We start from the raw sequence: 21,035 nt of genomic DNA on the forward strand, positions 1-21,035 counted from the left end.
TCGACGACGGGGAGGACCGGATGCGGGAGAACACGCCGCCGTACTGGCGTCAGCGACAGGTGGTCGACGTGCTCGGCCGGGCCGGCGGGGACCACCCGCCGGGGCGGCCGCTGCTCGCCCGGCCGCGCCGGCCGTCCCGGCGGTTCACCGTGCACCTCGGGTTCACCGCCGACGGGCCGGAGCACGCCCGGGAGCTGGCGGTGGCGTACGCGGAGGCGCTGAGCCTGCTACGCCCGGAGCTGGTGCTGGCCTCGGTCGCGCTGTCCCCGGCCGATGCCTGGCGGGACGCGGAGCGGCTGTTCTGTTCCGCCGTCGGCCCGGACGGCGACCGCTGCGCCGACGTCGCCGGCCACCCCGGGTTCCACCATGCCCCGGGGCCGGGCGGGCTGGGCTGGGGCGAGGGGGACGGGTGAGCCGTCGTCCGGGCACCGCCGCGCCGGCCCGCGTCGGGGCGGGGCGGCGGTCGCCCGACGGGCCGGTGCCCCCGGGCGTGGGGCGGGTCGCCGCGTACCGCCCGGGGGTCGCCGCCCGGCGGTCAGTCCAGGTCGAACTCGCCGTCCTGGGCACCGGCGACGAACGCGTCCCACTCGGCCTGGGTGAACACCAGCACCGGGCCGTCCGGCTCGGCCGAGTTGCGCATCCCGATCAGGTCGTCCACGAAGGCCACCTCGACCGCGCTGTCGGAGGTGTCGCCCTCGGCTCGCTGCCAGACCGCCCGGGACAGGTCGAAGTCGCCCTTGGGGTGCTGACCCATTGTTGATCCTCCATTGCCGCGCGTATCGGGGAGCCCGGCCGGCTCCCCGTCGGGCAGGATAAGCGGATGCCGAGCCTGACCCGTGTAGAGGCGACCGCGCGTCGCGCACTGATCGATGTCGAGTCCTATCAGGTGGACCTCGATCTCACCGGTGGCGACGAGCGTTTCCGCTCGACGACCACCATCCGGTTCCGCGCCGCCACCCCCGACGCCGAGACGTTCGTCGAGGTCAAACCCGCAGTCCTGGAGGCGGTCCGGCTCAACGACCGGAAGCTCGACCCGGCGGCCCTCGCCGACGGCCGGTTCCCGCTCACCGGGCTGGCGGCGGAGAACACCCTCACGGTCACCGCCGAGATGGCCTACACCAACACCGGCGAGGGGATGCACCGCTTCGTCGACCCGGCCGACGGCGCGACGTACCTCTACGCGATGTCCTTCCTGGACGAGGCGCCACGCATCTTCGCCGCCTTCGACCAGCCCGACCTCAAGGCCCCGGTGACCCTCGCCGTGACCGCTCCGCCGCAGTGGACGGTCGCCGCCAACGGCCCGCTCACCGCCAACCCGGCCCCGGGACGCTGGGAGTTCGCCCCCACCGCGCCACTGGCCAGCTACTTCGTCACGCTGATCGCCGGCCCCTGGCACGTACGGCGGGACAGCCACGGCGACATCCCGCTGGGCGTCTACTGCCGGCAGTCGTTGGCCGCGCACCTCGACGCCGACCTCGACGAGATCCTCACCGTCACCAAGCAGTGCCTGGACCGGTTCCACCAGCTCTTCGCCGAGCCGTACCCGTTCGTCAAGTACGACCAGGCGTTCGTGCCGGAGTTCAACGCCGGGGCGATGGAGAACCCGGGCCTGGTCACCATCCGCGACGACGACGTGTTCCGCTCGGCGGTCACCGACAGCGAGCGGGAGCAGCGGGCCACCACCATCGCCCACGAGATGGCCCACATGTGGTTCGGTGACCTGGTCACGATGCGTTGGTGGGACGACCTGTGGCTGAACGAGTCCTTCGCCGAGTACCTGGGCACCCGGGTCACCGCCGAGGCGACCCGGTTCGACCGGGCCTGGACGACCTTCGCGATCCGCCGCAAGGCGTGGGGGTACGCCGCCGACCAGCGCCCGTCCACCCATCCGGTCGCCCCGGAGGAGGTCGCCGACGCCGCCCAGGCCCTGCTCAACTTCGACGGCATCTCGTACGCCAAGGGCGCCAGCGTGCTCCGCCAGCTCGTCGCCTGGCTCGGCGACGACGCCTTCCTGGCCGGGCTCAACCAGCACTTCGCCGCTCACCGGTTCGGCAACGCCACCCTGGCCGACCTGCTGGCCAGCCTCAGCGCCGCCAGCGGGCGGGACCTCACCGACTGGGCCGACCGCTGGCTGCGTCAACCGCAGGTCAACACGCTGCGGACGGAGACCTCGGTGGACGCCGACGGCCGGTGGTCCTCGGTGGCGGTGGTGCAGACCGCGCCGTCGGAGCACCCGGTGCTGCGCCCACACCGCATCGCGGTCGGCCGGTACGCCTGCGACGGCGCGGTGGAACGGGTCGAGGTCGATCTCGACCCGGCCGCCGACGACGGACGCACCGCGCTTCCCGCGCTGACCGGGCGGGCCGCCGGGCTGCTCCTGCCCAACGACGGTGACCTCACCTTCGCCAAGATCCGGCTCGATCCGGCGTCGGTGGACGCGGTCGCCACGGTGCTGCCCACGCTCACCGACCCGCTGGCCCGTGCGCTGCTGTGGGAGGAGACGCTGGACGCCGCCACCGACGGCGAACGGCCGGTGTCGGCGGTGGTGGCGCTGCTGACGGCGGCCCTGCCCACCGAGACCGAGGTGGCCGTCGCGGAGAGCGTGCTCGTCCGCAGCCGCAACCTGGTCGACCGCTATCTCGACCCGCTCGCCCGGGACGCCGCGCTGCTGCGTACGGCCGACGCCTGCGCCACGCTGCTCGCCACCGCCCCGGCCGGCGGGTCGCTGCAACTGGCCGCCGTGCGGGGGCTGCTCTCCGCCACCGCCGACGCCGACCTGCTCGCCGGGTGGCTGGTCGGCCGGGGCGTGCCCGACGGGCTGGCCGTCGACGCCGAGCTGCGCTGGGCGCTGCTGCACCGGCTGGTGGTGCTGGGCGCGGCCGGCGAGACCGAGATCGCGGCCGAGGCGGCGACCGACCGCAGCGCCACCGGTGCGGAACGGGCGGCCCGGTGCCGGGCGGCCCTGCCGGAGGTGGCCGCGAAGGAGGCCGCCTGGGAGATCGTCACCCGGGACACCACCCGCTCCAACCGGCTCGTCGAGGCGGCGGCCGAGGGGTTCTGGCAGCCGGACCAGGCGGAGCTGACCGGTACGTACGTCGACCGGTACTTCACCGAGATGCCGGCGGCGGCGCGGCGGCGTACCCCGTGGGTGGCCGAACGGGTCGCCCGGCTGGCCTTCCCCCGCTACGCCGTGGCGCAGCCCACGCTGGATTCGGCCGCGACCCTGCTCATCCGGGACGACCTGACCCCGGGGTTGCGCCGCAGCGTCGTCGACGCCGCCGACGACCTGCGTCGGGCCCTGGTCGCCCGGACGGCGGTCGCGGCGGCCGCCGCCTGAGGGTCGGTCCGCGCCGGGCCCCGGCGGGCCCGGCGCGGGGCGGCCTACGATCATGGGGTGGAGGACGACATCCGACGGATCGGCATCATGGGCGGCACCTTCGACCCGATCCATCACGGTCACCTGGTGGCGGCCAGCGAGGTGGCCGACCGGTTCGCCCTGGACGAGGTGGTCTTCGTGCCGACGGGGCAGCCGTGGCAGAAGGCGGACACCCCGGTCAGCCCGGCCGAGGACCGCTACCTGATGACGGTGATCGCCACCGCCTCCAACCCCCGGTTCCAGGTCAGCCGGGTCGACATCGACCGCGGCGGCCCCACCTACACCGTCGACACCCTGCGGGACCTGCACCACGAGTACGGCCCGAAGGCGCAACTGCACTTCATCACCGGCGCCGACGCGTTGGAGCGGATCCTGTCCTGGAAGGATCTGGACGAGATCTTCGCGCTGGCCCATTTCATCGGGGTGACCCGGCCCGGGTTCGAGCTGACCGACAAGCACCTGCCCGCCGACACCGTCAGCCTGGTGCAGGTGCCCGCGATGGCGATCTCCTCGACCGACTGCCGGGAACGGGTCGGCCGGGGGGAGCCGGTCTGGTACCTGGTGCCCGACGGTGTGGTGCAGTACATCGCGAAACGACGGCTCTACCAGCGGTGATTACGCCCGGTTACAGCTACTTCGTCCCGGTAAGCGGCCAGAACTGACAAGTCGTCTCCGCTCCGGGTGTGAGACGCTTGACGGGTCGCACTGTTGATCGAAGGAGAACGGTGACAGTTTCCGAACGCGCTCACGAGCTGGCGATGGCCGCCGCCCAGGCCGCGGCCGACAAGAAGGCGCAGGACATCGTCATCATCGACGTGGGTGACCAGCTCGCCATCACCGACGCGTTCCTGGTGGCCTCGGCGCCCAACGAGCGTCAGGTGATGGCCATCGTCGACGCCGTCGAGGAGCGTCTGCTGGAGCTGCCCGAGAAGGCCAAGCCGATTCGCCGCGAGGGTGAGCGGGGTGGCCGCTGGGTGCTGCTCGACTACGTCGACATCGTGGTCCACGTCCAGCACACCGAGGAACGCGAGTTCTACGCCCTCGACCGGCTCTGGAAGGACTGCCCCCAGCTCCCGTTCGTCGACCGCGACCTGGTCGAGGCCGACGCCGCGGGTGCCGCCGCCGAATGACCCGCCTGATCATCTGGCGGCACGGCAACACCGACTGGAACGCCGCCGGTCGGGTGCAGGGGCAGATCGACGTACCCCTCAACGACCTCGGCCGGGAGCAGGCCAGCGCCGCCGCCCCGCTGCTCGCGGCGCTGCGCCCGGCCGTCGTCGTCGCCTCCGACCTGAGCCGCGCCGCCGACACCGCCGCCACGCTCACCCGGCTCACCGGCCAGCCGGTCCGCCCCGACGCCCGGCTGCGGGAACGGCACTTCGGCCAGTGGCAGGGCCTCGCCCTCACCGACGCCGCCGCCCGGTTCCCCACCGAGCACGCCCGGTGGCGGGCCGGCGACCCGGACCCGGGAGCGGGCATCGAACCCCTCGACGACCTCGGCAAGCGGGTCGGCGAGGCGTTGCTCGCCGCCGTCGAGCTGGCCGACGGGGCCACCGTCGTGGTCGCCACCCACGGTGGCGCCGCCCGGCAGGGCGTCGGTCAGCTCCTCGGCTGGGACCACACCGTGCTGCGCAGCATCGGCTCGCTGGCCAACTGCCACTGGACCGAACTACGCCACAACGACCTGCGGGGCTGGCACCTGCGCGCGCACAACGTCGGCCCGCTCACCCCGCCGCCACCGGCCGAGCCGGTCTGAACCGACCGGTCCGCACCGCCCCGGGTCGACCGGTCCGGGAGGTCCGTGCCGGCCGGCCGGGGCGGGCGGTCCCGGCATCGGCTAGCGTGCCGGGCATGTCCGTCGCGGTCGTCACCGACTCCACCGCCTACCTTCCACCCGGGCCGGTGCGGGCGCACCGGTTGACCGTGGTGCCGCTGACCGTCGTACTCAACGGCGCGGAGGGGCTGGAGGGGGTGGAGACCCACCCTGCCGACGCCACCCGGGCCCTCGGCGGCCGGCGGGTCTCGGTGAGCACGTCCCGGCCGTCCCCGGCGCAGTTCGCCGCCACGTACCGGCGGCTGCTGGCCGACGGCGCGGACGGCGTGCTGTCGGTGCACCTGTCGGCCGAGCTGTCCGGCACGGTCGAGGCGGCCCGGCTCGCCGCCGCCGAGGTCGGCGACCGCGTCGAGGTGGTCGACAGCCGGTCCACCGGCATGGGACTGGGCTTCCCGGCGCTGGCCGCCGCCGGCGCCGCCGAGGCGGGCGTCGACCTGCCCGGGGTACGCGCGGCGGCGCTGGCCGCCGTCGACCGCACCACCATCTTCTTCTACGTCGACACGCTGGAGTTCCTGCGCCGGGGTGGCCGGATCAACGCGGCGGAGGCGCTGCTCGGCACCGCCCTGTCGGTCAAGCCGATCATGCACATGCCGGACGGCGCGATCGTGGTGCGCGACAAGGTGCGTACCGCCAGCCGGGGGATGGCCCGCCTGATCGACCTGGCGGTCGAGGCCGCCGCCGACGCCGAGGTGGACCTCGGGGTGCACCACCTCGCCGCCCCGCACCGTGCCGAGCACCTCGTCGAGGCGCTCACCGCCCGGCTCGGCGACCGCCTGCACGACACGTACGTCTCCGAGGCCGGTGCGGTGGTCGCCGCCCACGCCGGGCCGGGCCTGGCCGGTGTCGTGATCCACCGCCGGCAGGCCTGAACGGGTCGGCCGCCGTGCCCGTCGGTCGGGTCCGCATAGCAGATCCGGCCATGATCAGGCGGTTGTCCACAGCCGCCGTCGCCGTCCACAGCCGACCTCCGCCGGCCGGAACGGGTGCCGCCCACCGGCCTAACCTCGCGCCGTGTCGGAGGACGAGGAAACCAGGGTGCGGGGACGGCTGTACCGGCTGACCGCAGGGGTGTCGGCGGTGGCACGGGCGGCGGACCCGCCGCAGCCGCCACCCCGCCCGTACCGGCCGGCGGCGTCGCGCATACCGGGTGCGGGTGGGGCGTCGCCGCCGGAGGCGGGCACGGCCGGGACGTCGGCCCGCCGCCGTCCCCGGCCGGCCACCGACGCCGGTTTCCGCGACGCCGGCTCCCTCGACCTCGGCGACTACCTCGACGGTGTTCCACGCGGTCCCGGGCCGCATGACGACGGCCCTTCCGACGCCGCTCCACGCCGGTATGACGACGACTCTTCCGACGCCGGTCCACGTAGCCACGACGACGGCCCTCGTGACGCCGGTGCACGCCGCCACGACGAGGGCCTTCGTGACGCCGGTGCACGGCGTCGTGCGGGGGACGATCCGGCCGTGTTCCGCCCCGGCGACCCGGACCACCGGCATCCCGCCGACGGTGACGACCTGGCGCCGGCCGCCCGGTTGCCCGGTCCCGGTGTCTTCGATCCCGGCCGGCGCGGGGTCCGGGCACTGGCGGTCGTGGCGGTGGCCGTGGTGCTCGGCGCGGGATTCTGGGCCTGGCGGTCCCGCCCGCAGCCGGAACCGGTGCGCCCGGCGACGACCCTGGCCGGGCCGGAGTCCTCCGGCGGGCCCGCGTCCGGCGCGGCCGTCGCGCCGACCGGCGAGCTGGTGGTGGCGGTGGCCGGCCGGGTCCGCCGCCCCGGTCTGGTCCGGGTACCGGCCGGGGCGCGGGTCGCCGACGCGGTCGAGGCGGCCGGCGGGGCGCTGCCCGGCACCGACGTGGCACTGCTCAACCCGGCCCGGAAGGTGGCCGACGGGGAGCTGATCCTGGTCGGCGTCACCGCCCCACCCGACGCGGCAGGCTCCGGTGCGGCCCCGGCCGGGCCGGCGGCGGCACCCGGCGGGGCGGTGCCGGGTGGCCGGGTCAACCTGAACACCGCCACGGTGGCCCAGCTCGACGCGTTGCCCGGGGTTGGCCCGGTGCTCGCCCAACGCATCCTCACCCACCGTGACCAGCACGGCGGCTTCCGCAGCGTGGGCGACCTGCGTCAGGTCGACGGCATCGGCGACGCCCGGTACGAACAGCTCAAGGACCTGGTGACGGTGTGACCGCCGACCGGGCACCCGACCTGCGGTTGGCCGGGCTGGCGGTGGCGGCCTGGTTGGCGGCGCTGGCCTGCCTGCACCTCACCACCCGCACGGCGGTCCTGCTCGCCGCAGGTGCCGCCGTCCTCGCCGCCCTGCTCACCGCGCACCTGCTCGCGGTGCTGGGCACCCCGGCCGCCCCGGTCCGCCGGTACGGCTGGATCGCCGTCGCCGTGCTGCTCGGCGTGGTCTGCGGCGGCACCGCCACCGCGGCCCGGCTGCACGTGCGCGACGCCGCACCACTGCGCCCACTGGTCGACGACCGGGCCCGGGTCACCGTCGACCTGGTGCTCCGCGACGATCCCCGGCCGGTACGCGGGGCGCCCGGCCGTCCGGCGACCCTGCTCGTCACCGCGCAGTCGAGCACCATCACCGATCCGCAGGGCCACCGCCTCCGGGTCCCGGTACGCCTGCTCGTGCTCGCCACCGATCCGGCCTGGCGGGGTCTGCTGCCGGGGCAGCGGCTGACCGTCGAGGGCAGGCTCGCCGCGCCCCGGGGCGGCGACCTCACCGCCGCCGTGCTGACCGTGTCCGGCCCACCGGTCCGGGACGGGCCACCGCCGTGGCTCCAACGCGCCGCCGGCACCCTGCGGGCCGGTCTGCACCGGGCCTGCGCCCCGCTCCCGTCCGAGCAGGGTGGTCTGCTGCCCGGCCTGGTCGTCGGGGACACCAGCCGGTTGCCGGCCACCGTGGAGGAGGACTTCCGGGCCACCGGGATGACCCACCTCAACGCGGTCTCCGGGTCGAACGTGGCGATCGTGGTCGGTGCGGTGCTGCTGGCGGCCCGGTGGGCCCGCGCCGGCCCCCGGCTGGCGGCGGTCCTCTGCGGGCTCGCCCTGATCGGTTTCGTCGTCCTGGTCCGTCCCTCGCCCAGCGTGGTACGGGCGGCCACCATGGGGGCGATCGGGCTGGCCGCGTTGGCGGTCGGGCGGCCCCGGGCCACACTGCCGGCGTTGGCCGCGGCGGTGACCGTGCTGGTGCTCGTCGACCCGGACCTGGCCGGGGACGCCGGCTTCGCGCTGTCGGTCCTGGCGACCGGCGGGTTGCTGCTGCTCGCCCCGGGCTGGCGCGACGGGCTGCGGCGGCGGGGCGTACCTGCCGGGTTGGCGGAGGCCCTCGCCGTCCCGGCGGCGGCCCAGCTCGCCTGCGGGCCGGTGGTGGCCGGCATCTCCGGCACGGTGAGCCTGGTGGCGGTGCCGGCCAACCTGCTCGTGGTGCCGGCGATCGCCCCGGCCACGGTGCTGGGGGTGACGGCGGCGGTGATCTCGCCGGCGTGGCCGGCCGGGGCGGAGTTCGCCGCCTGGCTGGCGAGCTGGCCGGCCTGGTGGCTGGTCACCGTCGCCTGGGTGGGGGCCCGGCTGCCCGCCGGCACCCTGCCCTGGCCGGGCGGGCTGCCGGGCGCGTTGCTGCTGGCCGGGCTGACCCTGGGGCTGCTGCTGGCCGTCCGCCGGCCGCTGGTGCGCCGACTGGTGGCGGTCGGCGCGGCGGCGGTGGTGCTGGGCACCCTGCCGGTCCGGCTGGTGGCGAGCGGATGGCCGCCGGACGGTTGGGTGGTGGTGGCGTGTGCGGTCGGTCAGGGGGACGCCGTCGTGCTGCCGGTGGCGGCCGGCCGGGCGGTGGTGGTGGACGCCGGTCCGGAGCCGTCGGCGGTGGACGGTTGCCTGCGGCGGCTCGGGGTGCGCGAGGTCTCCCTGCTGGTGGTGAGCCACTTCCACGCCGACCACGTCGGTGGCGTGGCCGGGGTGACCCGGGGGCGGCGGGTGGCCACGGTGCTCACCCCGACCCTGACCGAGCCGGCGGCGGGGCGGGAACTGGTGGCGGTCGCCGTCGGGCCGGCGCGTCAGGTGGTGCCGGCGGCCGGCTGGTCGTACCGGTCGCAGGGGGTGGAGGTGGTCGTTCTCGGGCCGCCCTACCCGCTGCGGGCCACCCGGTCCGACCCGAACAACAACTCGCTGGTGCTACGGGCCACGGTGGCCGGCGTACGCGTCGTGCTGCCCGGGGACGCGGAGACCGAGGAGCAACGGGCACTGCTGGACCGGGTGCCGCCGCACGCGTTGCGGGCCGAGGTGCTCAAGGTGGCCCACCACGGCAGTGCCTACCAGGACCCGGCCTTCCTCGACGCGGTCCGGCCGGCGGTGGCGCTGGTGCCGGTGGGCATCGACAACGACTACGGGCATCCGAGCCCGGTGATCCTCGACCGGCTCGCCCGCTCCGGTGTGCGGGTGTTGCGGACCGACACCGACGGGGACGTGGCGGTGGTGGTGCGTTCCGGCCGGCTCGCGGTGGTCAACCGGGGACTGCCGCCGGGCCGCCGATGACCTGCCGGGCCGCCGATGACCTGCCGGATCGTCGATGACCTTCCGGGTCGCCCGATGACCCGGCGGGTCGCCGGTGATCCGCCGGACCGGCGTCCCGGTGGAACCGGGTGGACAGACGTCGCGGTGACCCGGCGGTGGGGCCTGTCGAGCCGGCACCCGAGGGGGCAGAGGCGAGAGAAAATCCGGACTGGAAGGGATATTGCGTGCACTAGCTGGCAATCGAGGTAAATGTCTATATTTGCGCTGAGTGCGGGGTGGGCCGTCGCAGCCGTCGATGAGCAGGCGCGATCCTCCGCCCAGCCGTGCCAAGATGAGCGACGTGACCGGCGTCGACCTTGCTCCTATTCTGCTCGTCCTCGGCGACGAGGAGCTGCTCGCCACGCGCGCGGTGACCGAAGCCGTGGCGAAAGCCCGCAGCGTCGACCCGCAGGTCGACGTCCGGGAGTACCAGGCCGGGGTGTTGGCCGTGGGCGAGATCGCCGAGATGCTCAGCCCCTCGTTGTTCGGTGGCCGGCGGGTGCTGGTGCTCCGCTCCGCCCAGGACGCCCGAAAGGACCTGGTCACCGCGCTGCTCGACTACGCCCGCAATCCCGACCCGGACGTCCAACTGGTGGCCCTGCACCTGGGCGGCGGCAAGGGCAAGGCGTTCGCCGACGGGCTGCGGGCCGCCGGTGCCACGGTCGTCCCGGCCGCGAAGCTCAAGGGGCACCGCGAGCGGGTGGCGTTCGTCCGCGACGAGATCCGCCGGGGCGGGGGCAGGTGCACCGACGACGCGGCCGAGGCGCTGATCGCCGCCGTCGGCACCGACCTGCGGGAGTTGGCCGCCGCCTGCTCGCAACTGCTCGCCGACACCGACGGGCGGATCGGCGCGGACATGGTGGCCCGCTACTACCGGGGTCGGGTCGAGGTGAGCGGCTTCACCGTCGCTGACGCCACCATGATCGGCGACGTGCCGGCCGCCCTGGAGGCGTTGCGTTGGGCCCTGCACGTCGGGGTCGATCCGGTCCCGATCGCCGACGCCCTCGCCGACGGGGTCCGCACGGTGGCCCGGGTCGCCGCCGCCGGCCGGGGCGACCCCTACCAGCTGGCGAGCACCCTCGGCATGCCGGCCTGGAAGATCAAGAATGCCCAGCAGCGGGCCCGGGGTTGGACCCCGGAGGGCCTGGTCGAGGCGATGCGGGCGGCGGCCGAGTGCAACGCGGCGGTCAAGGGCGGCGCCGACGACCGGGGATACGCACTGGAGAAGGCGGTCTTCTCGGTCGCCGCCGCCCGGCGGGGCAGCGCCCGGTGACCGGCCCCTCCCACCCGGTGGCGGGGCACGGTGGGCGGGTGACCGGCCCTCCCCGCCCGGTGGCGGGGCGCGGCGGACCCGGATGGTCGGTCGTACCGGCGGACGACCACCGCTACCGGCCGCTCTACGCCCGGCTGCTCGGCCTGCGCATCATCAACCCCGGCGGGGTGCTCTGTTTCCTCTTCTTCGAGGGGGCGGTGGCGTTCGCGGTGCTCCTCGCCCTGGCCGAGCTGGTGAGCTGGTGGGCGGTGGCGGTGCTGCCGCTGGCGGTGGCGATCATGGTCAAACTCAACGACGAGGTCGCCGGGCGGGTGGTCCACTCGGCGGCACTGGTGCCGGAGCAGGAGCGCGACCGGTTCCGGCGGGAACTCGAACCGGTCGTCGGGCGGGCCCCGGTGCCCTACCCGCTGCCCGGCACGGTGGTCACCGACGCGCCCGTACCGGGGAGGCCGACCGGGCCGCCGCTGCGCTCCCGGCGGTATCACGGCTAGCCCGACCACGGTCGTCGTCGTGCCACGACGCACCCGGGACGGGGCACGGGCTGCCGTCGCAGCGCACCACCGCCAGGGAGATGGCAGCACACCGTCGCCAGGGAAGAACACAGCCGAGAGCCCCGGGGTGGTGCCCCGGGGCTCTCGGTCAGGTGTGGGTCGCTCGGTCAGGCCGAGAACGAGTCGACGCGCTTCGCGATGGCCGACTTCCGGTTGGCCGCCTGGTTGGCGTGGATGACGCCCTTGCTGGCGGCCTTGTCGAGCTTGCGGGCGGCGTCACGCATCAGGGTGGTGGCCTTCTCGGTGTCACCAGCCTCCGCAGCCTCGTGGAACTTCCGGATGGCGGTCTTCAGCGACGACTTGACCGACTTGTTACGCAGCCGGCGCTTCTCGTTCTGCCGGTTGCGCTTGATCTGGGACTTGATGTTCGCCACGCGACAGCCTCGTCTTGATAGCTCGGTTTGGTCTGCAATCCGCGTGCGACGAGCATGCGCCATCGCCACGCGAAAAGCCAGGCTACCAGGTCGGCCGGGACGAGCCAAAACGCCCTGCCCGCACGAGACCGGGCCGGCCCGCCGCCGGTGGCCGACCGGTCCGGGCCGGTAGGTGTCAGCGCCAGCCCTGCCGGGCGGCGAGCCAGCGGAGCGCCTGCTCCCCGCTGAACCGCCGGTGCGCCCCGAGCAGCGCGGACGTGCCCGCCGGGTTCCCACCGGCCGGCCCGGCAGCCGGCTCGACCGTCCCCACGCCCGAGGCGGGATCGGCCGTCGCCGGTGGGCCGGCGGCGGTGAGGTAGTAGCCGGCGAGCGCGGCCAGGGTCACGTCCAGGGCGTCGGGCGGGGCGTCGACCGCTGCCGGATGGGCGGCGAAGACGGCGTCCAGCCCGGCCCCGTCGGCGTACCCGGTGATCAACAGGCCGGCCAGGTCGAACCACGCGGGGCCGTGGCACAGCCAGTTCCAGTCGCAGAACCAGGCCCGGCCGGCGGGGTCCAGCAGCACGTTGTCCACCCGCAGGTCGCCGTGGGCCAGACCGGGCGCGGCTGCCGCGTACCCGGGCAGGCGGGACTCCAGCGCGACGAGTTCGGGCAACCGGTCGCGGGCCGGCGGGATCAGCGGGGGCACCGGCTCCCGTCCGGCGGCCACCTCCTCCCACCACAGGATGTCGGAGCGGGCCAGGTCGGCCAGCCGGGGCAGGCCGAGTGCGGTCAGCCCGGCGGGTGGGTCGGCCAGCGCGGCGGTGACCCCGGCGTACCCGGCGAGCACGGCGTCCAGTTCGGCCGGGTCCCAGGGCAGGCGGGGTGTCCGCCCGTCGACGGCGTCCAGGCCGACCGCGTACCAGCCGGCCGCGTCGAGCGCCCAGTGCGGGCGGGGCACCGGCAGGCCGGCCGGCAACCGGGCGAGGACGGCCAGTTCCCGGGCGTACCAGTCGGCCAGGTGACGCTGGCGGGCCAGGTCGGCGGCCTTGACGAAGACCCGCGCGCCGGTGGCCGTGGTGAGCACGGCGGCGAAGCCGCCGGTGAAGCCCGCGGTCGCGGTCCGGGCCGCGACCACCGGCGCGCCGAGCCGGCCGCCGACGGCCTCCCGCAGGCCGTCGGGCAGGTCCCGCCAGTCGGGTCGCACGGCGGTCTGGTGGTACGGCGGCGGCGTCGCGGACACCCCACCATCGTGCCCGGTCCGGCCGGGCCCGGTGACCGGCCCCCGGCCGGGTGCGGCGGGGGCCGGCGCGGGTCTGGGAGACTCCGAGCCATGAGGACCGACGACTTCTGGCAGTTGATCGACCAGGCCCGCGCCGGGGCCGGGGGAGAGGCCGACGCGGTCGCCGCGCGGGCGGTCGCGCTGCTCGCCGGGCGCACCCCGGAGGACATCGTCGGGTACGCGTACCACCAGCAGCGGGTGCTGGCCGCCTCGTACCGGGTCGATCTGTGGGGTGCGGCGTACCTGATCAACGGAGGTGCCTCCGACGACGGGTTCGAGTACTTCCGGGGCTGGCTGATGACCCAGGGTCGGGCGGTCTTCGCCGCCGCGGTGACCGACCCGGATTCGCTGGCGGGGCTGCCCCGGGTGCGGTCGGCGGCGCTCAGCGGCGAGGAGTTCGAGTGCGAGGACATGCTGGCGGTGCCGTGGGACGCGTACCGCAAGGCGACCGCGGCTGAGCTGCCGGCGCAGCGGGACCCGGTGCGGATGCCGGACCTGAACGACTTCTGGGACTTCGACGACGAGGCGGAGGCCCGACGCCGGCTGCCGAAGCTCGCCGCCCTCTTCGTCGAGCCGCCCGAGGAGTGAGCCGCCGGTGGGGCCGCCGCCGGGTACCCGAGGAGTGATCGGACCGGGTTCGGAGCGACGTGGGAGCATAGAGGGGGCCGGCGGCGTGTCGGCCCGCTCACGTCAGCCGACCAGAACGGACCGCTGTGCCACCGACGCTCGATCCCGGCGCGAACGCTCCTGGTGCCACCGACCCGGCGCGCATCCGGAACTTCTGCATCATCGCCCACATCGATCACGGGAAGTCGACCCTGGCCGACCGGATGTTGCAGCTCACCGGCGTGGTCGATCCCCGGCAGATGCGCGCGCAGTACCTCGACCGGATGGACATCGAGCGCGAACGCGGCATCACCATCAAGAGCCAGGCCGTCCGGATGCCGTGGACCATCCGCGAGGGCGAGCGGGCCGGTGAGCAGGCCGTCCTGAACATGATCGACACCCCGGGCCACGTGGACTTCACCTACGAGGTGTCCCGGTCGCTCGCCGCCTGCGAGGGGGCGCTGCTGCTGGTCGACGCGGCCCAGGGCATCGAGGCGCAGACGCTGGCGAACCTCTACCTGGCGCTGGAGAACGATCTCAAGATCATTCCGGTGCTCAACAAGATCGACCTGCCGGCCGCCCAGCCCGAAAAGTACGCCGAGGAGCTGGCCCACCTGATCGGCGGCGACCCGGCCGACTGCATCAGGGTCTCCGGCAAGACCGGTGACGGGGTGCCGTACCTGCTCGACGAGATCGTCAGGCAGTTCGTCCCGCCGGTCGGCGATGCCGACGCCCCCGCCCGCGCGATGATCTTCGACTCGGTGTACGACGTCTACCGGGGCGTGGTCACCTACGTCCGGGTCATCGACGGCCGGATCAGCGCCCGGGACCGGATCAAGATGATGTCCACCGCCGCCGTGCACGAGCTGCTGGAGATCGGCGTCATCTCCCCCGAGATGGTCAAGGCCGACGCGCTCGGCGTCGGCGAGGTGGGCTACCTGATCACCGGGGTGAAGGACGTCCGCCAGTCCCGGGTCGGTGACACCGTCACCATCAACGCCCGGCCGGCCACCGAGGCGCTCGGCGGTTACAAGGACCCGAAGCCGATGGTCTACTCCGGCCTCTATCCGATCGACGGCTCGGACTACCCCAACCTGCGCGAGGCGCTGGACAAGCTCAAGCTCAACGACGCCGCGCTCGACTACGAGCCGGAGACGTCGGGGGCGCTCGGCTTCGGCTTCCGCTGCGGCTTCCTCGGCCTGCTGCACCTGGAGATCATCCGGGAGCGGCTGGAGCGGGAGTACAACCTCGACCTGATCTCCACCGCGCCGAACGTGGTCTACCGGGCCATCACCGACGACGGTGAGGAGATCGTGGTGACCAACCCGAGCGAGTACCCCACCGGCAAGATCGCCGAGGTGTACGAGCCGGTGGTGCGGGCCACCGTGCTCACCCCGAACGACTACGTGGGCGCGGTGATGGAGCTGTGCCAGGGGCGGCGGGGCAGCCTGCTCGGCATGGACTACCTCTCCGCCGACCGGGTGGAACTGCGCTACACCCTCCCGCTCGCCGAGATCATCTTTGACTTCTTCGACCAGCTCAAGAGCCGTACCAAGGGGTATGCCTCGCTGGACTACGAGCCCTCCGGCGAGCAGGCGTCCGACCTGGTCAAGGTGGACATCCTGCTGCACGGCGAGCCGGTGGACGCGTTCAGCGCGATCGTGCACAAGGACAAGGCGTACAACTACGGCACGACGATCGCTGCGAAGCTGCGCAACCTGATCCCGCGCCAGCAGTTCGAGGTGCCGATCCAGGCGGCCATCGGCAGCCGGGTGATCGCCCGGGAGACCATCCGTGCCATCCGCAAGGACGTCCTCGCCAAGTGCTACGGCGGTGACATCAGCCGTAAGCGCAAGCTGCTGGAGAAGCAGAAGGAGGGCAAGAAGCGGATGAAGATGGTGGGCCGGGTCGAGGTCCCCCAGGAGGCCTTCATCGCCGCGCTCTCCTCGGACTCCGCCGACGCCAAGCCGGCCGGCAAGAAGTAGCCGGGCGCGCACGCCCGATCGGGTCGGCCGCGCCCCGCGCGGCCCGGCCGGTCCCGGTACCCACGACGGCCGGCGGCCCCGGTGTTCCGACCGGGCCGCCGGCCGTCGGCGTGCGCGCCCCCGGTGTCGTACGGACGAATTTTTCCGCCCCGGCGTCGCCGCCGGATGGGCTGGCGCGTGTGTCCTGAGCTGCGCGGACATCGACGGCCGGCAAACCGACGCAGCGGCGTCGGATCGACGTGCGGCGACATGTGTGGTGGTGAGTCGGTTTGGTTTTCCGGCGGCTCGGGAATCTAGCTGTCACGACAGGAACCACACATACCGTGTGACTCAATCTTCAGGAGGAGGGCGACCGTGGAGTTCACCGTCTGGGGCATCATCACCGCGCTCGTTGTTGGTCTCATCGTCGGCGCTCTGGGCCGTCTGGTCGTGCCGGGCCGCCAGAACATGCCGATCTGGCTGCACATGCTGATCGGTGTGGGCGCCGCGCTGCTGGGCACCGTGCTGGCCCGCGCCATGGGCATCGCGACGGAAACCGCCGGCATCGACTGGACCGAGCTGCTGGTGCAGGTCGTCCTCGCCGCCATCGCCGTGGCCCTGGTGGCCGGTGTGGGTCGTCGCCGCAGCGTCACCCACCGGTAAGTCAAGCGGCACCGCTGAGCGGGCGCCCGACCCCACGGGGTCGGGCGCCCGCTGGCGTGTGGGGGGCCGGGCGGCGCGGGCCGTCGCCGGTGACGGGCGGTCTAGACCAGATCGTTACCGGAGTCGGTTTGGAAATTATCCGCTTCGGGAACCTATCGATCACCACAGCAACAAACACCTCACCAATGACATATCTACTGAAGGAGGACGGCCGTGGAGTTCACCGTCTGGGGCATCATCACCGCGCTCGTTGTTGGTCTCATCGTCGGCGCTCTGGGCCGTCTGGTCGTGCCGGGCCGCCAGAACATGCCGATCTGGCTGCACATGCTGATCGGTGTGGGCGCCGCGCTGCTGGGCACCGTGCTGGCCCGGGCGATGGGCATCGCGACGGAAACCGCCGGCATCGACTGGGCCGAGCTGCTGGTGCAGGTCGTCCTCGCCGCCATCGCCGTGGCCCTGGTGGCCGGTGTGGGTCGTCGTCGGGGCGTCAGCCACCGGTGACCCCGCCCGCCGGTCGGTGCCCGGCCGGCACATATCAACTCAGCGGATGCCCGCCCCCGGTTCGGGGGCGGGCATCCGCTCGTCCGGATGGTGACCATCGATCCCGCCGGGTCGTCGCGGGGCCTGCCAGAGCGGCCCCCGCCTGCGATACGGTCGCCTCGCCGAACGCCCCGCCGCCGGCCGCCGCACCGTCGACGGTCCGCCCGTGCGGGGCGGCACCCGCCCCCTGTCGTAAAGGAAATTTTCCTACTAGGGTGCGGCAGAGAAGGTTAGTGCCGGACGGCGCGAGGGAGAAGTGGCGTGAACAGGTGGAAACGGCTGGCCCCGGTCACCGCCGTCGTGGCCTCGGCCGCGATGGTGCTCGCCGGTTGCGGCGGTTCCGGCGACGACGAAGCCGCCGACGACAGCAAGCTGACGGTCTGGATGATGGGCGAGGGGAGCGACGCCCAGACGGCGTTCCTCGACGGCGTCGAGACCGAGTTCCGGCAGCGGCACCCCGACACCGACGTGGTGGTCCAGTACATACCCTGGCTGGAGGCGCCGAAGAAGTTCCAGGCGGCGCTCGCCGGCGGCGAGGGCCCGGACGTCACCGAGCTGGGCAACACCGAGACCCAGGGCTGGGCAGCCCAGGAGGCGCTCGCCGACATCTCCGGCCGCTTCGGCGGCTGGGCCGACGGCAAGGACGTCCTGCCCGACCTGGTGCGCAACGCGCAACTCGACGGCAAGCAGTACGGCGTCCCCTGGTACGCCGGGGTCCGCGCGATCTACTACCGCACCGACTGGTTCGCCGAGGCCGGCGTGCAGCCGCCGAGGACCTGGGACGAGCTGGTCTCGGTCGCCAAGGCGGTGCAGGCCAAGAAGCCCGGCAGCTACGGCATCGCCCTGCCGGGCAACTCCGAACTGCCCTTCTACTCCTTCCTCTGGGGTGCCGGCGGCGAGATCGCCACCGACCAGGGCGGCACCTGGAAGTCCGGTTACACCAGCCCGCAGGCCCAGCGGGCGGTGAAGTTCTGGACCGACCTGGTGACCGTGCACAAGGTCGCCCCGCCGGCCGCCGCCGGGTGGAACGAGATCGACGCCCGTACCCAGTTCGCCACGGGCAAGGCGGCGATGGCCTTCGCCGGCAGTTGGCAGGCCGGCGCGATCAAGAAGGACAACCCCGACATCGAGAAGGTCTGGGGGACCTTCCCGATCCCCGGCCCGGACGGCGGCCCGGCCCCCGCCTTCGCCGGTGGCTCCGACGTCGCCCTCTGGCAGGACAGCGAGCGGCAGGATCTGGCCTGGGACTACCTGACCGTGCTGCTGAGCAAGAAGAACGCGAAGACCTTCGCCGGCAGCCTCGGCTTCTTCCCGGTCTACTCCGACCTCGTACAGGGCGGCGACTACGCCGACGACAAGCTGATGGCGGCGTTCGCCAGCACCATGCAGCGCACCCGGGTGACCCCACTGACCCCGAAGTGGGTGGAGGTCAGCCGGACGAAGACGGTCACCCAGGCGATGAACAGCTCGGTCATCAAGGGCCAGAAGTCGGTGCAGCAGGCCACCGCCGACGCCGCCGCCGAGATGGAAAGCATCCTCAACGCCAAGTGAGCACCCGGACCGAGCACCCTGCGACGGCCGCCGCCCGGGACACCCCCACGCGGCGGCGGCCCCGGGTGGACCGCCTGCCGTACCTGCTCCTGCTGCCCTGCCTGGTCGTGATCGGGGTGCTGCTGCTGTGGCCGCTGGGCCAGGTGGTGGCGATGTCGTTCTTCCGGCTCAACAGCGTCCGGCAGCTGCGCGGGGACCGGGAGTGGCCGTTCGTCGGGCTGGCCAACTACACCCAGATCCTCGGCGACCCGTTCTTCCGTACGGTGCTGCGCAACACCGTGCTCTTCGCGGCGGCGAACGTGCTGCTGACGATGGTGCTGGGCACCCTGGTCGGGCTGCTGCTGCACCGGCTCGGCCGGAAGATGGCCACCTTCGTGGCCAGTTGCGTGATGCTGGCCTGGGCCACCCCGGCGCTGACCGGCACGATCGTCTGGAAATGGATCTTCGATGACACCTCCGGCCTGGTCACCTGGGCGTTCAACGCCCTGCCGGACGGGCTGTCGCAGGCGCTCTTCGGCCGCACCGACTGGTCGGGTTACGGCTGGTTCAACTCGCCGCTGCTGTTCTTCGCGATCCTGACCCTGGTGGTGGTCTGGCACTCGTTCCCGTTCATCGCGGTCAGCGTGCTCGCCGGGCTCAAGAGCGTGCCGAGCGAGCTGCACGAGGCGGCCCGGGTCGACGGGGCCGGCCCGTGGACGGTGTTCTGGAAGATCACCTTTCCGCTGCTGCGGCCGGTCTTCGGCATCCTGGTGGTGCTCTCCACCATCTGGGACTTCAAGGTCTTCACCCAACAGTTCGTGCTGGCCGGTGGCACCCAGGACCGGCCGACGTTCATGCTGTCGATCTACTCGTACGCCGAGGCGTTCTCCCCGCCGCCCAAGTACGGCGTGGGCTCGGCCATCGCGGTCATCCTCACGCTGATCCTGCTGGTGGTGACCGGCATGTACGTCCGGATGGTGCTCAGACAGGAGGACGCGTCGTGAAGAAGGTCGCCCTCAACGGCGCGGGCCTGCTGGTGGCGCTCTTCGCCGCCTTCCCGGTCTACTGGATGATCGCCACCTCGCTGAAACCGAACCGGGAGATCTTCTCGGCCACCCCCCGGCCGGTCCCGGCCCACCCCACCCTGGAGCACTACCGGGAGATCCTCACCGGCAACCTGATCCCGGGCGTGACCTTCGGCGACTTCCTGCTCAACAGCGTGCTGGTGGCCGTCAGCACGGTCGTGCTCAGCGGGCTGGTGGCGCTGCTGGCCGCGACGGCGGTGGCCCGGTTCCGGTTCCGGCTGCGGACCACCTTCCTGATCATGCTGCTGGTGGTGCAGATGATCCCGCTGGAGGCGCTGGTCATCCCGCTGTTCCTGATGATCCAGCGACTCGGCCTCTACAACACCCTGCCCAGCCTGATCCTCACCTACCTGGGCTTCTCGCTGCCGTTCGCGGTGTGGATGCTGCGCGGCTTCGTGGCGGCCGTGCCGAAGGAACTGGAGGAGGCCGCCGCCATCGACGGCGCCAGCCGCGTCCAGACCTTCCGCAAGGTCCTCTTCCCGCTGGTCGCGCCCGGCCTGGTGGCCACCAGCATCTTCTCCTTCATCACCGCCTGGAACGAGCTGATCTTCGCGTTGACCTTCGTCAACGACCAGAGCCGTTACACCCTGCCGGTGGCGATGACCTTCTTCTTCGGCCGCGACGACACCGCCTGGGGGTCGGTGATGGCCGCCTCCACCCTGTTCACCCTCCCCGTGATCGTCTTCTTCCTGCTGGTGCAGCGCCGGATGGTCTCCGGTCTGGTGGCGGGCGCCGTCAAGGGCTGAGCCGGGACGCCGACCACCCGCGCCCGGCCGTACCCTGGGGCCATGACGGGCAGGGTGGCGGCGGTGAACCTCGGCGTGGTGACGCAGGCGCGGTGGGCGGGTGACGCGAGCGGGCGCAGCGGCATCGACAAGCGGCCGGTCGACGGCCCGGTGCTGCTGCGCGCCGACGGGGTGGCCGGCGACTTCATCGGCGAACGGCCCCAGCACGGCGGCCCCGAGCAGGCGGTCTACGCCTACGCGCAGGAGGACGCCGGCTGGTGGTCGGCCGAACTGGGCCGCGACATCAGCCCCGGCGGCTTCGGTGAGAACCTGACCACCTGGGCGGTGGACGTGACCGGCGCGGTGATCGGCGAACGCTGGGCGGTCGGCTCGGCGCTGCTCCAGGTCACCAAGCCGCGCACCCCGTGCACGACCTTCGCCGGTTTCTGGGGGGTGCCCGACCTGATCAAGCGGTTCACCGTCCGGGCCGCCCCCGGGGCCTACCTGCGGGTGCTGCGCGACGGCGAGGTGAGCGCGGGCGACCCGGTGGCGGTGGTGGACCGGCCGGCGCACGGCGTCACCATCGGTGAGGTGTTCCGGGCCACCAGCCTGGAGCCGGAGCTGCTGCCCCGGCTGCTCGACGTCCCCGAACTGCCCGCCTCGACCAGGGAGAAGGTCCGCCGCCGGTTGAACGTCGCCGACTGAC

General features: G+C 73.4%; 21 protein-coding genes. 18 read left to right on the forward strand and 3 right to left on the reverse strand.

The features are described from left to right. The first annotated feature begins 20 nt into the window (after nucleotides 1-20). Nucleotides 21-413: a hypothetical protein gene (locus tag ACN265_RS05485; protein ID WP_204926275.1), complete on the forward strand. Its 393-nt coding sequence runs from the start codon at nucleotides 21-23 to the stop codon at nucleotides 411-413. 122 nt (nucleotides 414-535) lie between these two features. Here ACN265_RS05485 and ACN265_RS05490 read toward each other — a convergent pair whose 3' ends face one another. Beyond that, the gene (locus ACN265_RS05490) at nucleotides 536-754 is read right to left on the reverse strand and encodes a DUF397 domain-containing protein (protein WP_067312494.1); all 219 of its coding nucleotides are present in this window, start codon (nucleotides 752-754) and stop codon (nucleotides 536-538) included. Between the two features lie 66 nt (nucleotides 755-820). Between ACN265_RS05490 and pepN the strand changes: the two genes are divergently transcribed. The 9 genes from pepN to ACN265_RS05535 all read left to right on the forward strand — a co-directional run bounded on the left by pepN (nucleotide 821) and on the right by ACN265_RS05535 (nucleotide 11,524). Beyond that, nucleotides 821-3,337: an aminopeptidase N gene (gene pepN, locus ACN265_RS05495; RefSeq protein WP_421406249.1), complete on the forward strand. Its 2,517-nt coding sequence runs from the start codon at nucleotides 821-823 to the stop codon at nucleotides 3,335-3,337. A 57-nt stretch (nucleotides 3,338-3,394) separates the two neighbouring features. Further along, complete coding sequence (nadD, locus tag ACN265_RS05500; RefSeq protein WP_204926277.1) at nucleotides 3,395-3,991, forward strand: nicotinate-nucleotide adenylyltransferase; 597 nt, start codon at nucleotides 3,395-3,397, stop codon at nucleotides 3,989-3,991. A gap of 110 nt (nucleotides 3,992-4,101) precedes the next feature. Beyond that, complete coding sequence (gene rsfS, locus ACN265_RS05505) at nucleotides 4,102-4,506, forward strand: ribosome silencing factor (protein ID WP_204926278.1); 405 nt, start codon at nucleotides 4,102-4,104, stop codon at nucleotides 4,504-4,506. Next, nucleotides 4,503-5,132: a histidine phosphatase family protein gene (locus tag ACN265_RS05510; RefSeq protein WP_357932085.1), complete on the forward strand. Its 630-nt coding sequence runs from the start codon at nucleotides 4,503-4,505 to the stop codon at nucleotides 5,130-5,132. The genes rsfS and ACN265_RS05510 overlap by 4 nt, the downstream gene beginning before the upstream one ends. A 95-nt stretch (nucleotides 5,133-5,227) precedes the next feature. Continuing rightward, entirely contained in the window at nucleotides 5,228-6,079 is an 852-nt protein-coding gene (locus ACN265_RS05515) for a DegV family protein (RefSeq protein ID WP_357932088.1), read from the forward strand. Nucleotides 6,080-6,671: 592 nt separating this feature from the next. Then, complete coding sequence (locus ACN265_RS05520) at nucleotides 6,672-7,388, forward strand: ComEA family DNA-binding protein (protein WP_204926281.1); 717 nt, start codon at nucleotides 6,672-6,674, stop codon at nucleotides 7,386-7,388. Continuing rightward, nucleotides 7,385-9,742, forward strand: a complete 2,358-nt coding sequence (locus ACN265_RS05525; protein WP_421406251.1) for a ComEC/Rec2 family competence protein — start codon at nucleotides 7,385-7,387, stop codon at nucleotides 9,740-9,742. The genes ACN265_RS05520 and ACN265_RS05525 overlap by 4 nt, the downstream gene beginning before the upstream one ends. 310 nt (nucleotides 9,743-10,052) lie before the next feature. Then, nucleotides 10,053-11,033, forward strand: coding sequence for a DNA polymerase III subunit delta (gene holA / locus ACN265_RS05530; protein WP_363792151.1), 981 nt, complete (start codon nucleotides 10,053-10,055; stop codon nucleotides 11,031-11,033). Between the two features lie 59 nt (nucleotides 11,034-11,092). Next, nucleotides 11,093-11,524 carry a hypothetical protein gene (locus tag ACN265_RS05535; RefSeq protein ID WP_420116253.1) on the forward strand — a complete coding sequence of 144 codons (432 nt, stop codon included), beginning with the start codon at nucleotides 11,093-11,095 and terminating at the stop codon, nucleotides 11,522-11,524. 167 nt (nucleotides 11,525-11,691) lie between these two features. On the opposite strand, the gene rpsT is transcribed toward ACN265_RS05535, so the two are convergent. Continuing rightward, nucleotides 11,692-11,958, reverse strand: coding sequence for a 30S ribosomal protein S20 (gene rpsT / locus ACN265_RS05540; RefSeq protein ID WP_088644372.1), 267 nt, complete (start codon nucleotides 11,956-11,958; stop codon nucleotides 11,692-11,694). A gap of 175 nt (nucleotides 11,959-12,133) precedes the next feature. Continuing rightward, nucleotides 12,134-13,177, reverse strand: coding sequence for a phosphotransferase family protein (locus tag ACN265_RS05545; protein ID WP_421406254.1), 1,044 nt, complete (start codon nucleotides 13,175-13,177; stop codon nucleotides 12,134-12,136). Between the two features lie 90 nt (nucleotides 13,178-13,267). Between ACN265_RS05545 and ACN265_RS05550 the strand changes: the two genes are divergently transcribed. From ACN265_RS05550 to ACN265_RS05585, 8 genes are all read left to right on the forward strand, one after another. Beyond that, on the forward strand, nucleotides 13,268-13,804 hold the full coding sequence (locus ACN265_RS05550; RefSeq protein ID WP_421406255.1) for a DUF4240 domain-containing protein: 537 nt from the start codon (nucleotides 13,268-13,270) through the stop codon (nucleotides 13,802-13,804). A gap of 125 nt (nucleotides 13,805-13,929) precedes the next feature. After that, complete coding sequence (gene lepA, locus ACN265_RS05555) at nucleotides 13,930-15,807, forward strand: translation elongation factor 4 (RefSeq protein WP_088644374.1); 1,878 nt, start codon at nucleotides 13,930-13,932, stop codon at nucleotides 15,805-15,807. A 354-nt stretch (nucleotides 15,808-16,161) separates the two neighbouring features. Next, nucleotides 16,162-16,449, forward strand: a complete 288-nt coding sequence (locus ACN265_RS05560; protein ID WP_204959569.1) for a GlsB/YeaQ/YmgE family stress response membrane protein — start codon at nucleotides 16,162-16,164, stop codon at nucleotides 16,447-16,449. Nucleotides 16,450-16,662: 213 nt separating this feature from the next. Then, nucleotides 16,663-16,950: a GlsB/YeaQ/YmgE family stress response membrane protein gene (locus tag ACN265_RS05565; protein ID WP_421406256.1), complete on the forward strand. Its 288-nt coding sequence runs from the start codon at nucleotides 16,663-16,665 to the stop codon at nucleotides 16,948-16,950. A gap of 300 nt (nucleotides 16,951-17,250) precedes the next feature. Further along, nucleotides 17,251-18,540 (forward strand): sugar ABC transporter substrate-binding protein, encoded by a 1,290-nt coding sequence (locus tag ACN265_RS05570; protein WP_420118054.1) that lies wholly within the window; start codon nucleotides 17,251-17,253, stop codon nucleotides 18,538-18,540. Beyond that, nucleotides 18,537-19,523, forward strand: a complete 987-nt coding sequence (locus ACN265_RS05575; protein ID WP_204926289.1) for a carbohydrate ABC transporter permease — start codon at nucleotides 18,537-18,539, stop codon at nucleotides 19,521-19,523. Before ACN265_RS05570 ends, ACN265_RS05575 begins: the two co-directional genes overlap by 4 nt. Next, nucleotides 19,520-20,350 carry a carbohydrate ABC transporter permease gene (locus ACN265_RS05580; RefSeq protein WP_357932109.1) on the forward strand — a complete coding sequence of 277 codons (831 nt, stop codon included), beginning with the start codon at nucleotides 19,520-19,522 and terminating at the stop codon, nucleotides 20,348-20,350. The genes ACN265_RS05575 and ACN265_RS05580 overlap by 4 nt, the downstream gene beginning before the upstream one ends. Nucleotides 20,351-20,392: 42 nt before the next feature. Beyond that, nucleotides 20,393-21,034: an MOSC domain-containing protein gene (locus ACN265_RS05585; protein WP_204926291.1), complete on the forward strand. Its 642-nt coding sequence runs from the start codon at nucleotides 20,393-20,395 to the stop codon at nucleotides 21,032-21,034. The last annotated feature ends 1 nt before the right edge of the window (nucleotide 21,035 follow it).

The sequence above is a fragment of the Micromonospora sp. WMMD730 genome (genome assembly GCF_049178955.1).
Classification (GTDB): Bacteria; Actinomycetota; Actinomycetes; order Mycobacteriales; family Micromonosporaceae; genus Micromonospora; species Micromonospora wenchangensis.

Bases quoted from the DNA above. Each gene is read 5' to 3' on its own strand.
- ACN265_RS05585 (WP_204926291.1), top strand. From the start codon at position 20,393: ATGACGGGCAGGGTGGCGGCGGTGAACCTCGGCGTGGTGACGCAGGCG.
- ACN265_RS05485 (WP_204926275.1), top strand. From the start codon at position 21: ATGCGGGAGAACACGCCGCCGTACTGGCGTCAGCGACAGGTGGTCGAC.
- pepN (WP_421406249.1), top strand. From the start codon at position 821: ATGCCGAGCCTGACCCGTGTAGAGGCGACCGCGCGTCGCGCACTGATC.
- ACN265_RS05550 (WP_421406255.1), top strand. From the start codon at position 13,268: ATGAGGACCGACGACTTCTGGCAGTTGATCGACCAGGCCCGCGCCGGG.
- ACN265_RS05490 (WP_067312494.1), bottom strand. From the start codon at position 754: ATGGGTCAGCACCCCAAGGGCGACTTCGACCTGTCCCGGGCGGTCTGG.
- ACN265_RS05515 (WP_357932088.1), top strand. From the start codon at position 5,228: ATGTCCGTCGCGGTCGTCACCGACTCCACCGCCTACCTTCCACCCGGG.
- holA (WP_363792151.1), top strand. From the start codon at position 10,053: ATGAGCGACGTGACCGGCGTCGACCTTGCTCCTATTCTGCTCGTCCTC.
- ACN265_RS05510 (WP_357932085.1), top strand. From the start codon at position 4,503: ATGACCCGCCTGATCATCTGGCGGCACGGCAACACCGACTGGAACGCC.